The following is a 12,916-nucleotide window of genomic DNA, read 5'->3' as shown; positions in this document are numbered from 1 at the left end:
TTCCCCCTTATCGGCTGTCCCGAACCGTCTTTTTCATCTCCGTGCAATTTGCCGTCCTATGGCGCGCGCTAACTCAAGCCAAACGTCCTTATTGTCGGGATTGTCCCAGCTCTGACGGCGGAGAAGGCCACGCGGTCGGATGACCGCCTTCTGTTCCCGAGACGATCGTATCGGGGCGCGCACTACACAGCCGCACGGGTTAATGGAAATTTTCGCGCCGCGCTATGGGCGGGCGGCAGTTACGATTTGCGCCGCATGCTTCTGGATAAATCATTCCTGTCGCGGTGGGCACGTCTGTGTGATTTCACGATTTTCGTCGGCGCGATGGTTCGATCGTTCTTCAACGACAGCTTCGATCAGCATTGCTGGATCCCGATCGGTCTCGTCGGTGTCAGCGCCGTGGCCAACGTGCCCAGCTAGTAGCGTGACGAGGCCTCGCGATGATGAACCTACACGACCTTCGTTCCGTTGGCGTCAGTGACGACGAATGTTTCGGCATTTTCCTCTTCGACCCGCCAGGGTGTAAATCTGCGTTTTTTGTTGCTTGACTCAATGAGAACAAAATAAGAACATAGACCGAGCGAGGTCAATCAGGAACTCGAAATGTCAGAAGCGGCGGAAGCCGATTCCATGTCGGAATCGAAATGGCTTGATATGGCCGTGGACCAGGCGATTGCGGCGCAGGATGGCGATCCGCGACGTACGACCCGGAGCCTGCTTATAGTGCAGTGGCGATTGGAGGCGAAAGTCTCGCAAGGTTTCATCAGGGGCGTCCAATACGGACGCTTCAAGTGCTGCAGCGGGTAACCGTCCGCGACCGGCGCCTTCCAACTCGGTATTAACGGTTAAGCTGATATTGGCTGTGATCGACAGACGACGTCATCGACAGCACAATATGGGGACGGTCATGGCCGAGACGCAAATTGAATGGACCGACGCCACCTGGAATCCAGTTGCTGGCTGCTCCATCGTCAGCGCCGGCTGCACGAATTGCTATGCCATGGAAATGGCGAGACGACTTCAGGCGATGAATGTCCCGAAATATAAAGGACTCACGCGCCGCAGCGGAAAACGAACCGTTTGGAACGGCGTGGTCCGTGAAGACAAGGCCGCCTTGGACATTCCGCTGCGCTGGAAGAAGCCGCGAAAAATCTTCGTTAACTCGATGTCTGACCTGTTTCATGATCTGGTGACGGACGCCTTCATCCTGAGAGTGTGGGCCGTCATGCGTGCCACGCCCCACCATCACTATCAGATCCTTACCAAGCGTCCGGAGCGGATGGGGGCGCTGGTTCGCTCCAAGATCGGCGAAGTTCTGCCGAACGTATGGCTCGGCACCAGCGTCGAGAGCGCCAACGTCGCGGGTCGCATCGATCATTTGCGCACCATCCCGGCTGCGATCCGTTTCATCTCATTTGAGCCGCTGATCGGCCCGGTAGGGTCAGTCGATCTTCGCGACATCCATTGGGCCATCGTCGGCGGAGAAAGCGGAAGATCGGCTCGCCCGATCCGTGAAGAATGGATCGATGAAATCTTCGATCGGTGTGCGATGCACAACACCGCGTTCTTCTTTAAGCAGTGGGGGACATGGGGGAAAGACAACAAGCGTCGTTCCAAAAAGGCCAATGGGCGCGTATATCGCGATCAGGTCTGGGACGAAATGCCGAAGGCTTCGCTCGCGCTATGAGAATGACGCCTCTGGATAGCAGGATTCATTTGGGGGCGAATGTCGAAAAAACCGTATTCATGGGTCACGGGCGCAATTCTTGAGGAGCACTCAAAACGCAAGCACAAGGTCATCGCCGAATACGTCGCGCGATACCTGGCTGTGCGCTGCCAGCTTCCTCAGCAGTCCCGGTTTCGTCTTGCCATCGTCGATGGTTTTGCGGGCGGCGGCCGATACAAGTGCGGCAGTCCAGGTTCTCCACTGATCTTTATAAACGAGCTTCGTGTCGCGACGGAGCAATTCAACATCAAGCGTCGGGCCGAGGGGATGTCGCCGCTCGACATCGAATGCCTGCTCATCCTGAATGACTTCGACAAAGAGACTGTCGAGTTGCTGAAAACGAATGCCGCTTCGCTCGTCGCCGAAATCAAGGAGAACGTGCCGAAGCTCCACCTTCGCGTCGAGTATCGTAATGAGAAGTTCGACGAACTCTATCCCGAGGTGAAGCAACTGCTGGAACGCGGCAGTTATCACAATGTCCTCTTCAACCTGGATCAATGCGGAACAGGCAGTGTTGAAATCAACACGATCGGCGACATCGTTGCGTCGTTCACATCGGTTGAGATCTTCTACACATTCGGCATCCAGACGTTGCTGACGTTCTTGCATCAGACGGATCGGGCCGCGCTGGCCAAGCAGCTTGCGCCGTTTGGCGTCAGTCCAGATGATCTATCGCAGCTCGATGGTTTGATGACCAAGGACGCCTGGCTTGGCGCCGCGGAACGCATCGTGTTTGAGTCGTTCCGGCGCTGCGCGAACTATGTCAGCCCGTTTTCCATCCACAACCCGGACGGATGGCGTTATTGGCTTATCCACTTCGCAAATTCGGTTCGTGCCCGCCAAGAATACAATAACATTCTCCATCAGAACAGCAGCACCCAGGCGCACTACGGACGGTCCGGTTTGCACATGCTGTCCTACGACCCAAGTGAAGCCGATAGCATGCTCTACGTGTTCGATGCGGCGGGAAGGGCGCAAGCGAGAAAGCAGCTTCACGATGATATTCCACGGCTCATCACAAATTACGGCGATGCGCTTCCAGTCGGAGATTTTTACGCGAGTATCTACAACGCGACGCCGGCCCACATGCTCGACATCAATTCAGCGATCATCGAGAACCCTGACCTGGAGGTCATCACCGAACAAGGCGGCGGGGAGCGCCGCAAAGCCAACACGATCAAGATCAGCGACATCCTGCGCTTGAAACAGCAGCGCAGTTTCTTTCCGATCTTCTTTGATAGTCAAAGCAGGAGAGAGAAGAAATGACGCGCGCCATCGTGATCGCATGATGATTGGCGCCCCGAATGGCTGACAATCGGAATACACTCGCACTTGTCGCAGCCGCAGCCACCCTGGCCCTTGTGTTGGGGTTTGCCTATGGCGCCACCTTTAACGGTGGTTGCGAGCAAATCAAAGATGCCCAATTTGGTTGTCTCGAATGGTGGTTTTCCCGCTATCAGACATTGATCGCAATGTTTGGCGCGATTTTCGTTGCTTGGCTTAGCGTCCAACCTGTTCTGAAGCAGCTCAGGCTCTCCTCGGTGCACACCGCCGTTGCTTTGCAGCAAGTTCACGCAGATCGTGAAAAACGGCTGGAGAATTGGCTCAAACCAGAATTGGCCGCGCTGGAAAAACTGTCCGAAGAACTGGCGCGTGGCTACTACGAACGCGAGGATGACCATGGGGTGCTTCCTCACTGGGTATGGGATATGAACCAAACGGTCAACAACGCCCGCGACCGTTTAATTCGACGGCAGGACAGAAACTTCGGGCCTCCCGAGATAACAGTCGCCCGTCAAAACCTCATCGACATCCTCGGGCGGCTCAGCAAGTGCATGTCAGACTACAATGGGTCTGTCTATACCGACGATCCAGAGTACGATCTCTCCGACGGCGACCGGGCGAAGATTGACGCAGCCGAGAACAAAGCACGCGAAGATCTGCCGGCCCGAATTGATGAGGCGTCAGCGGCGATCAACAAATTCGCTGAAGCTGTGGCAACGGACCTTCGCGAGCTGCGTTTGAAGCGTCGGCTCTATGATCAGATGCTGGCGAGCGCCAACCTTCCGGCGGAGAAGTTGGACTGAGACGTCTGCGATAGCGCGGACGATGAGGCAATCGGCAATACGGATTCTTATCCGCGACGCGCACCAAACATGTGAGAGCTTTTCTCGCAAGGATTTCTGAAATGGCTGGTGAACGCCCCCGTCGGGTTTTCCTTGATGCAAACGTCGTGATCCGGGCCGGCAAGCCGCCCGGCGGTCCGCTGATCCCGCGGGTCGCTGACCTGGTAGACGCGGGCTATATCAAAGTAGTCACGACCGATCTCACAAAGATGGAGATCGCAAAAAAGCACGCGGCCAACGATTTCGAGGTCATCGGCGACCTGACCAAGAGACGAGTCCGCGACCTAGCCGATGAGATTCTCGCCGTTAAACTACCCGAGATTTCTCCGGCTGAGCTGCACCGAAAGCTGATCGAGAAATATCATGCTGGGGTCGAGAGCATGTTTACTTCGCTGCGAGCCGAGACGCTCTCGATCGATAGCGTGAAGCCGTCCGTCGTCTTCGACGCATACGCGCGCAGGACCGGCCTGTTTGGCGACGACGCCAAGAAGGATCAATTTCCGGATGCCTTCATCTTCGAAGCCCTAAAGGCGGCCGCCACGAAAAGCGATCCGCTGACGATCGTCTCGGACGACAAGGACTTTGCAGCGGTCATCAAGAACGCCGAGCATATCACCGGGCTGAGATCGATCGCGCATCTCTTCGCCAAGCTCGGACTAACAATCGAAGCGGCCCCGGACGTCAATGATTTTGTCGATGATAATCGAGATGCGATCGTCGGGATCGTTCATGAAGAACTCAATCAGTGGGGATTGCAGGTCAGCGATGTTGACGATGCAGAAATCGACGAAGCGGACGTGGAAAGCGTGAGCTTTGTCGACTTCCAGACATTTCGGACGGCCGGCCCAGGCAAGGAGATTCTCGTGGTCGGGCGCATCGAGATGGATGTCAAAGTCACCTACCACCATCCCGATTGGGACACCGCCACTTACGACAGCGAAGACAAGGTACTGCTACCGCACCGCACGGTGGAAGGCGAGAAGAACATAGATGTGGAAGCGAATTTCAGTATGACCCTGACCGTCGACCAGCACGGCAAGCCGACATCGGTTGCCGAGTTCTCTTTCGATGACGATGATTTCGTCTGGGTCGCGATCGGGCCAAACGACTTCGACTACAAATAGGTCTTTCGCAGCTCGTGAAATCGTTAGATTTCGCGCGGTGCGTACAAGTTGTCCGGATAGGGAAGCCTTTCGTTGACGCGCCGTAGGAGCACGAGATAGGCCCGCACGGCCAGTTGGAATTCGGCGCCATCACCCAGGGGCTTGTCTTTGAAGGCATGAATGGTGTTGCGCCGCTCCTGCACCAGATCAACGAGTGCATTTCCGTCGGCGCCGATGAGGTCGTGCTCTTTCACGAAGATCTTCAGAGGCTGGAGCGTAAGTCCGTCAGGACTGAGAGCCTTTTGCTTTTTGTGATCGAACGCGTTTGCCTTCTTGAGCATATCCAGGTCGGCTTTATAGTCCATGTAAAACACCGACAGGAGGAGTTTCAGCGTTCCTTCGACCAGACTGCCGAGGTTCGACCAGGCGAGAATGAGTTCTCCGTCCGACAGCGCAGTGGAGGGTTCGCGTAGCCACAAGCGCAATGTCTTTGACAGCGACGCCTGCCAGTCGAGGCGGCTCTTGGTTAGCAGACCCGCGGCTTCAACAGGCGCCCAGCCGTTGCTTGCGGCCCAAAAGGTCGCCAATCCGCTGTTCAATTTTTCGATCCGGAAAACGACGTCCTCGATTGTCATGCGTGACCTATCCGCCGCCAAGCCAAGGGCTATCCTGCTCTATTCGACCCGTCGTGCCCGGTTCGGGCCGAAGCCGGTGCCATGCTTGTAAGAATACCCGAATCAGTCCTACCCTAACGTAGGGCTGGACACCTTCGACCTGTCGCCGGGTCAAACGTCTCACTCATTTCGGAACATAGCATATCTTGGCATCTCACCCTGTGGGCTGCTGCGTAATCGGCGAACAGCGATGCCCGTTCAGGAGGATGCACATGTTTGTGCTTCGTATTCCCGTCTCGCCTTCTGCTGTCGAGCAGATTAAATCAGACCTCACAAAGGTACTCGCCGCGGTCAAGTCCTTGCATCGTGTCGAGGCCTTGGGGAGAGGCCTCGGATTTCAGACTTATGCGGCGCTGCTCTCCGCGTCGCGGTCGCCGGAGCCGCCTGTTGTTACTGTCTCCGGGAAGGCATTCGTCCATTATCTGGAAAATCACAGCTTCGACGCCGATCCGGCCGAGTTCTACGCGGCAGCCGCGCGGGTTGCAATTCGTGGTGTTCTCGATGCCATGCCGCGATTGTAGGTCCATGGAATTGGGTTCGGGCGGCCGCAGCGCAACGCCGACTGTTCACGGCAAACACCCGAACAGCAATACGCCGAATTCGTCGAGCGTCGGAAGGAATGCCTGGGTCCACATGCGACACGCGCATTCTTGTTGTCGCTGGCGCTGCTCGCACGGGTCAAGCCAATAAAGACGATAAGGTCCGGCACCGGCAGTTACAGGTTGAAACATGTCGCGGAAAATTACGAATGCTCGTATCCGGAAGGAAGCAAGCTCGGACCCCACTCCGTGCCGAATGGCATGCTTATCGCTGCCGCCGTGCATCTGGGCTTCAACTGTAAGGAGCATGTTGACGATCTCGGGTACGACACGCCCAACACGACCTTCAATATGTCGAAGTCCGTGATCGACGATCTTGATGCCGAGATCCGGCCCAAGACGGGCTTCGCACAAGATCGCGCTCGTGCACGTCTACGGCGGCAGGCAAATGCGCAGTTCGCGACGGTCAAGCAACGGCTTTCGCAAGGCGATGACGTCTGGCCCCCAACATAACTGGCCTTTCTTGACGGGTTATAGAGCCTGGCCGGCTGGAAAGTGATCTGTAATGTCTGATTTGCCGGCCGACTCACCCGGTGTGTACGACGTCGGCATCCTGCAGCCGTTCGTGGATGCTCTGCCTGAAGAGGAACAGCGCAGCGGAATGGTCGTGCTGTTCAATCTTGTGCAGCTTCACCGCCTGGTCAACGATTTCGGTGGTGCCGTCGCGCTTCTCGATCACGTCGAGATCGAGGTAAAGAAAATTCAGGTCTTGAGGACGACACAGTCGGTCTTATTCAACCGCGCGCTGCACATGTATAAGATATGGAGCGAAATGGCAGGGAGGGATGCCGCCGCTACCATTTTTCATTTTGGAAAAACCATCGACGCTATTCGCAGTGGCATGCGCAAATTGCCGACAATCTTGAACGGTGTCGATCATGACCGATTGCGCGCGGCCAGCAAGCAGTTCCACCGATCCTTTCCGGATTATGCGCTGATCAGGCATGGAGCCGGACATCGCGCCGAGAGCACGGCATCAATCCAATCTCTTAATAAACATTCCGAGGACGGAACCTTCATTTTCGGCACGATCAAAGACCGTGTTTATACCGTCACGTTTGAAAGCAAGCACCGCACTTTGGCAATCGATAAGCCGACGCGACGCATTCTTGCTCAGATTGCAAAGAGCATCTACGAAGCTTTTCCAAAACTGACAGAAAGCTTGCCGACTATCCTCGTTGTGGAGGAGGTCGATCTTGAAGCGTCCAAGCCCGACAATATCAGCGGTGAGAGTTGTTGATCGGTAGGGCACCTTGCCAGCAAGTCACCGAATATTTGTCACGCGCATGTTTGTGCCGACAACATCTCGCCACAGTGGAAGAATCATTCAGTTATTCGTCGATGGCGATTGCAGGCGGATGCTGCACCGCCACCGAGCCGTCGTGCGCAGTGGCAGAAGAGCAAGAGCATGATCCATCAAGCTCTTGGTGCTGATGCCCCAGTGCTTCATTGCGACTAACCAAAGCTAAACGCACCGCCTCGCGAACCAGGAAACCCGCGCTAGCGGTTGATCGTCGCTTTATCCGAGCAGATCACAAGACGGCGCGAGCCGCGCGTCATCGCAACATAAAGATGCCGGCTGTCCATCACATCAGGATTGAGGATTACGCAGACATCGGCTTCCAGCCCCTTAAGCAGGAGCGTGCTGCCAACCGTCCGCCTAGCAAGGGGCCTGCCGATCAGGCGAGATTGTTCTCGAACCTGCACCGCGGCATCGAGGAGCGAAAGCCCGTCGTGCGATCCGCAAGCTTGAAACATCCGGTGGCAACCACGCAGCACAGGTGGCCGGTGTGTTCGAACGCCCGCGTCCTTGCTGATGGCGGCCAAGACCGCAGACGCACCCGCGTAACTCGGCTTGCCCGCGAATTCCATTGCCGCACGTTTAACTTCCGATGGCTCCTTCCGGGCGCGCCCAGCCCGAAGCGTCTTGACGCGCGTGAGAAGGTCGTCCGGCCCCACATTCGTCATCACGAGGGCGGCGAAATTAACAAGGCGATCCAAGGCTTGCGCGTGGCCAAGATCGAATGCGTTCGCGAATTCCACGAGATCGCGCATGTCAACGCTTTCCGCCGCGACGGCGCCCGGCGTCTGGCTGGCAAAACGCCGCTGCTCCGCTGGCTTCGTCGCATCCGCGACGATCAGCACGCAACCGTCCGCCGTGGGTGCCTTGGTCAGGCACGCCTTGAGCCTTATGGCATGATCGTTAGATCCATCGAGAAGAACGTGAACTACGTTCTTGGGCGCCGAGGTAAGGTCGATGCTCCCATCGGCAAGAAGCGTCTTGCGGGCTTCCAGCAGCCAGTGACCGAATGCCTCTTCTCCTGCGTTTTTCCATCGCCAGGGCATGCCCAACTCACCCGCACTTCCGAAAGTCGCATGCACGTCGTTATCCCAATCGACGAGCGTGTTTCCCTTGAATCCGAAAATTGCCTGCATCGGATCGCCAAGGACGCAGGACGGAAGCGCATCTCCCATAACCTTCGCCAGCGCATGCTGCACAGCCGAGCAATCCTGATATTCATCGACAAAGAGTCTGTCGTAGGTCGCCCGCAGGACGTCGCTGAGATGTCCCGCTTCTAAGAGGGCGACCGCCGCTTTGCGTATCGCGGGATAGTCCGATCCAGGGCTCGCCAGTTGCAAGATTGCCGGGTTGTGTCCGCTGCGCGCCGGAAACATTGAAATGATCCGCATAGCAAAGCCATCGAGCGTCGCAAGGCGATAACGCGACGACGCAACGCGCGCGCGGTCGAGGCGTCCGCGCAAGGCGGCCACGCCCGCGTTTGTGTGCGTCAGGACCAGAATCGGTTTGGACTTGGAGTGGCGCGATAGCGCGCCGGCGATCAACTGCGTCTTTCCGCAGCCGGCGGGAGCCGTGATCGCGCCGCGCTCGATTTCCAGCAGGTCGATTTCAGGCGCGACCATCGTCGATCCACGCGAAAATGCGCTCGACGATAGCGCGGAAGCCCGCATCGCATTGCGCGAGAGCCGGCCCCACGATTTCACGGCCGCAATGCTCCATCGCGGTCACGGATTTGAACCACGGATTGTTCTTTGTGGCACACGCCTTAGCAAGACAGGTGCGGGTTTCCGGTGTGACAGCCTTGCGGCATGCGGCGAGCGCGATCTTGCCGCCGGAGGCCGAGGTGATGTGGGCACCAACGAGTTCTTCACCATGAAGCTTGACGGAATGCGCGAGAAGCGCGGTTACGGCGTCGGCCGGGAGGGAGGCGAACAGCTCATCTTCGAGCGCACAGCCTTCCCGCCACCGGAAAATAGCCCCCACGGCTTTACTGAATGTCTCTTCGATACCCCTGTCAGGCTGCTTGTCATCGTCGCGCAGAACATTGGTGCGGTAGCCGAGGCTGTGGAATGCGTTCGCGCGGCGATAAAGATTATCGCACCCGTTGGCATCCACCAGCGTCACGCCCACCGCCTGCATCGGCACTTTACCGCCAGCCGTTCGAAACTGGTCGATACCGCGCACCAACCCGACTTCGCTTGCACCCTCGCAGATCAGAACGGACGAACTCAGGAAGGCTTCAGGAAATAACCGCAACGTGCCCTGGATTTCGGCCTTAGTGCCAACAACCCTCGCATGGTGCCCATCCTTGCCGCGTCTCAACACCGTGAGTTGCTCCGCCGACAACTCACGCACGACGACGGGCGAGTGCGTTGTCAGGAAGCCTTGCAGCGGCGGCGGGGTCTCCTTCGATCCGATCGACTGCAACAGCCTGACGAGCCGGTGCGGTTCGAGGCCATGCTCAACCTCGTCAATCAGAATGACCGTCGCTTCCTTAGCGGCTTTCCGCTGAAGACCCGCGACCAACAGGCGGGCAGAGCCCGTGCCGAGGCCACGAAGCGGAATTCCGGCCTCGTTGTGAAGCGCGATCATGCCGCCGCTGAACGATACGGAATGCGCGTCCAAAAGCGCCTTGGGCTGTGTGCCGATGTCGATGCCAAGTTCGCGCGCGGTCGTTCCGACGATACCGAGCGTGGCGGAGAGTTGCTGTTCTGCGATATCGCCGAAGGCGGCCCGCGCTTGGCGCGCCGCCTCGGCCATCGCGCCCGAGGTTTCGGCCTTCTCGTCGGAAAGCTTCGTCAGCACCGAGCCGCGCCGCCATGCCAGATCGTTCTCGGCAAACGCGCCGATGCGCGTTGGGCAAAGCCGGTTGCGGTCGCTCCAGGTAAGATACCGAGTCTGTCCCTGTGCTTCGGAGCGCTCCGAAATGAGCGTCCATACCGGCTCGAGATCATTTTTCACGGAAAGGTTCAGGGTCAGCACCGTCTCCTTACCGCTTTCGGGCTCATCGTCGATTTCGCCCGCCGCCGCGTCGAAGGACCGAAGATAGTTGCCGTACACCTCCATGCTCTTGAGGCTGTCATCCAGTTCGCCCAGCGTGATCGAGATAGATATCGGCGCTGAAACGTCCAGCCCGTGGAAATCCGCGTCTGAGAACGAAAGGCTGCGTCTCGCGCCAAGGCAGAGATCGACCGCGTCAAGAACTGACGACTTGCCCGCATCGCCGGAACCGATCAGGCAGTTGATGCCGCTCGACGGTCGCCAGGTGAAGGACTTGAGGCAACGAAAGTTGCGAATGTCGACGACGCGGATGCGGGCCACGGAAGGACTCAAATAAGATTAACGAAGAGGCTAAAGCATACACTGTTACAATCTGCGGTCGCTAGCCCGAACCGGCGCGCCGCAACCATTGAGTAGTGGGACGGAGCTGCGCCATTCCATATGTACAGGCAGAACGCCCTGGAATCGACAAAGCATCCCTACCACATGCCCGCATGCGTCTTGGGGCTTTGTGCTCAGTCGGGCGATAGCGTACTTTATCTACGCCGCGAGCCGCGGTATCTGCCCTTCGGCCAACCGAAGGAATTGAGTGTTGCAAGCCCGGGATTTGGACTTCCCTGGGAACATTCGAAGCCGCAGTTGGATCGCAGACGTTGCGCTCTTGCCGGTCGGCAAGAGCGTTGGATTTTCAGTCCGGTTGGGTTGGCACGATGGCAGCCCGGCGCCGCTGTAGATCCCCAAAGTGCAGGCAGCATTCACACGGTAGGCGCTGAATTTTCAGATTGCAGGAGCCGAGCCCAAGAGCTTTGACGATTGCTCAGTAAATTGCCTGTATGCAAGACAATTGGTTCTCGGGACCACAATTGGGGGGATCGTACCGTGACAGCTTCTCTTGATGGCGAAATTCGCGGCGGTCACCATCATATGCAGGTCCGCGTCTATTTCGAAGATACGGACTCCGGCCAGATTGTTTATCACGCGAATTTCTTGCGCTTCATGGAACGCGGCAGAACAAACTACTTGCGTTTGCTCGGAACGAATCAGCGAGAGCTCCTCAAAGAAGCGCAGAACGATGCGCCAGGCTTTGCCTTTGTGGTCCGTTCGATGACCATCGATTTTCTAAAACCGGCAATCTTGGACGACCTGCTTGAGGTTGTCACAGTTCCAGAAGAGGTGAGGGGCGCATCGATTGCCTTGCTCCAGGAATGTAGGCGCGGAGACGATCTTTTAGTCACGGCCCGCGTACGCGTGGCATTTATCTCGGGCGGAAAAGCACAGCGCATCCCGAAGTCACTGCGGCTCGCCATGGAAGGGCATGGATAAATCTACGCTTGTTCACGCTATAGCCCTCCAACGCCCCAATGAAATCAAGGCGCTGTGTTGCGATGTTGGCAAGCCAGAGTTCTCCGGCATCGTCTATCATGCCAATTATCTGCGCTATATGGAGCGCGGGCGGACCAATCATCTGCGGCTGATGGGCGCCGAGCAGCAGGCGCTGTTCGAGCAGCCCGAGACCGACGGCGCCGGCTTCGCCTTCGTGGTGCGCTCGATGCATCTGGACTTTTTGAAGCCCGCGCGGATGGACGACGTGCTCGACGTCGTGACCTGGCCGATCGCGGTGAAGGGCGCTTCCATCATGCTGGCGCAGGAGGTGCGCCGGGCTGAGGACGTGCTGGTGAAAGCGGAAGTGCGCGTCGCCTTCATCAGCGGCGGTCGCGCGCAGCCGATTCCGAAATCGATCCGGACCTTGATGAAGGCCGATCTGATTTCGTGATCGCCCGATTTGCAGTGGCCTATCGACTCCGCCAACTGCAGCGATAGATTGCGGCCCCAACCAACCGATGAGGCCATCATGTCGCGCCCGCCGCTTCCGCCCTTCACGAGAGAAACCGCTGCGCAAAAGGCGCGCATGGCCGAGGACGCCTGGAATTCGTGCGATCCGGCGCGCGTCGCGCTCGCCTACACCGAGGACAGCCGCTGGCGCAATCGTTCTGAAGTCTTTCAGGGCCGTGAGGCAATCGTTGCATTCCTCACCCGCAAATGGGAGAGGGAGCACGACTACCGCCTGATCAAGGACCTCTGGGCGTTCGACGGCAACCGCATCGCGGTGCGCTTCCAATACGAATGGCACGATGCCGGTGGCCAATGGTATCGCTCTTACGGCAACGAGCAGTGGGAGTTCGACGAGCACGGCCTGATGAAGCGGCGCGAGGCCTCGATCAACGACATTGCGATCGCCGAGAAGGACCGCCGCTTTCACTGGCCCGCGCCGGGGCCGCGGCCGGCGGATGTGCCGGGGCTGGGCGAGAGTCCGTTCTGAGCCCTCAACCCTCATGGTGAGGAGCCGCGAAGCGGCGTCTCGAACCATGCAGGCCTCGCCGTTGCGGT

14 protein-coding genes are annotated in these 12,916 nt (G+C 57.9%); 11 read left to right on the top strand and 3 right to left on the bottom strand.

From position 1 onward, the window contains the following. Nucleotides 1–246: 246 nt before the first annotated feature. From IVA78_RS05810 to IVA78_RS05790, 5 genes are all read left to right on the top strand, one after another. Nucleotides 247–420, top strand: a complete 174-nt coding sequence (locus tag IVA78_RS05810) for a hypothetical protein (RefSeq protein WP_247280253.1) — start codon at nucleotides 247–249, stop codon at nucleotides 418–420. Nucleotides 421–907: 487 nt separating this feature from the next. Next, entirely contained in the window at nucleotides 908–1,687 is a 780-nt protein-coding gene (locus IVA78_RS05805; RefSeq protein ID WP_247280252.1) for a DUF5131 family protein, read from the top strand. A 39-nt stretch (nucleotides 1,688–1,726) separates the two neighbouring features. After that, nucleotides 1,727–2,992, top strand: coding sequence for a three-Cys-motif partner protein TcmP (locus IVA78_RS05800; RefSeq protein ID WP_247280251.1), 1,266 nt, complete (start codon nucleotides 1,727–1,729; stop codon nucleotides 2,990–2,992). A 38-nt stretch (nucleotides 2,993–3,030) separates the two neighbouring features. After that, nucleotides 3,031–3,813 carry a hypothetical protein gene (locus IVA78_RS05795; RefSeq protein ID WP_247280250.1) on the top strand — a complete coding sequence of 261 codons (783 nt, stop codon included), beginning with the start codon at nucleotides 3,031–3,033 and terminating at the stop codon, nucleotides 3,811–3,813. Nucleotides 3,814–3,914: 101 nt separating this feature from the next. Next, nucleotides 3,915–4,976 (top strand): PIN domain-containing protein, encoded by a 1,062-nt coding sequence (locus IVA78_RS05790; RefSeq protein ID WP_247280249.1) that lies wholly within the window; start codon nucleotides 3,915–3,917, stop codon nucleotides 4,974–4,976. 23 nt (nucleotides 4,977–4,999) lie between these two features. Here IVA78_RS05790 and IVA78_RS05785 read toward each other — a convergent pair whose 3' ends face one another. Beyond that, the gene (locus IVA78_RS05785) at nucleotides 5,000–5,590 is read right to left on the bottom strand and encodes a hypothetical protein (protein ID WP_247280248.1); all 591 of its coding nucleotides are present in this window, start codon (nucleotides 5,588–5,590) and stop codon (nucleotides 5,000–5,002) included. A 251-nt stretch (nucleotides 5,591–5,841) separates the two neighbouring features. Here IVA78_RS05785 and IVA78_RS05780 point away from each other — a divergent pair, with 251 nt between their 5' ends. The 3 genes from IVA78_RS05780 (at nucleotide 5,842) to IVA78_RS05770 (ending at nucleotide 7,468) form a co-directional block, all read left to right on the top strand. After that, on the top strand, nucleotides 5,842–6,150 hold the full coding sequence (locus IVA78_RS05780) for a hypothetical protein (RefSeq protein WP_247280247.1): 309 nt from the start codon (nucleotides 5,842–5,844) through the stop codon (nucleotides 6,148–6,150). Between the two features lie 132 nt (nucleotides 6,151–6,282). Next, the gene (locus IVA78_RS05775; RefSeq protein WP_247464796.1) at nucleotides 6,283–6,681 is read left to right on the top strand and encodes a hypothetical protein; all 399 of its coding nucleotides are present in this window, start codon (nucleotides 6,283–6,285) and stop codon (nucleotides 6,679–6,681) included. A gap of 52 nt (nucleotides 6,682–6,733) precedes the next feature. After that, nucleotides 6,734–7,468, top strand: a complete 735-nt coding sequence (locus tag IVA78_RS05770) for a hypothetical protein (RefSeq protein ID WP_247280245.1) — start codon at nucleotides 6,734–6,736, stop codon at nucleotides 7,466–7,468. 260 nt (nucleotides 7,469–7,728) lie between these two features. Here the strand turns inward: IVA78_RS05770 and IVA78_RS05765 are convergent, their stop codons facing one another. Together IVA78_RS05765 and IVA78_RS05760 are read right to left on the bottom strand one after the other, a co-directional pair. Continuing rightward, entirely contained in the window at nucleotides 7,729–9,150 is a 1,422-nt protein-coding gene (locus tag IVA78_RS05765; RefSeq protein WP_247464793.1) for a UvrD-helicase domain-containing protein, read from the bottom strand. Next, nucleotides 9,137–10,849, bottom strand: a complete 1,713-nt coding sequence (locus tag IVA78_RS05760) for an ATP-binding protein (RefSeq protein ID WP_247464790.1) — start codon at nucleotides 10,847–10,849, stop codon at nucleotides 9,137–9,139. The genes IVA78_RS05765 and IVA78_RS05760 overlap by 14 nt, the downstream gene beginning before the upstream one ends. A gap of 558 nt (nucleotides 10,850–11,407) precedes the next feature. Between IVA78_RS05760 and ybgC the strand changes: the two genes are divergently transcribed. The 3 genes from ybgC to IVA78_RS05745 all read left to right on the top strand — a co-directional run bounded on the left by ybgC (nucleotide 11,408) and on the right by IVA78_RS05745 (nucleotide 12,848). Then, nucleotides 11,408–11,851: a tol-pal system-associated acyl-CoA thioesterase gene (gene ybgC / locus IVA78_RS05755; protein WP_247280242.1), complete on the top strand. Its 444-nt coding sequence runs from the start codon at nucleotides 11,408–11,410 to the stop codon at nucleotides 11,849–11,851. After that, nucleotides 11,844–12,302, top strand: a complete 459-nt coding sequence (locus IVA78_RS05750) for a YbgC/FadM family acyl-CoA thioesterase (RefSeq protein WP_247280241.1) — start codon at nucleotides 11,844–11,846, stop codon at nucleotides 12,300–12,302. Before ybgC ends, IVA78_RS05750 begins: the two co-directional genes overlap by 8 nt. A 78-nt stretch (nucleotides 12,303–12,380) precedes the next feature. Further along, entirely contained in the window at nucleotides 12,381–12,848 is a 468-nt protein-coding gene (locus tag IVA78_RS05745) for a nuclear transport factor 2 family protein (RefSeq protein WP_247464786.1), read from the top strand. The last annotated feature ends 68 nt before the right edge of the window (nucleotides 12,849–12,916 follow it).

Source organism: Bradyrhizobium sp. 137 (genome assembly GCF_023074095.1).
Taxonomy (GTDB): domain Bacteria; phylum Pseudomonadota; class Alphaproteobacteria; order Rhizobiales; family Xanthobacteraceae; genus Bradyrhizobium.
This window is presented reverse-complemented; position numbering and strand designations above follow the sequence as displayed.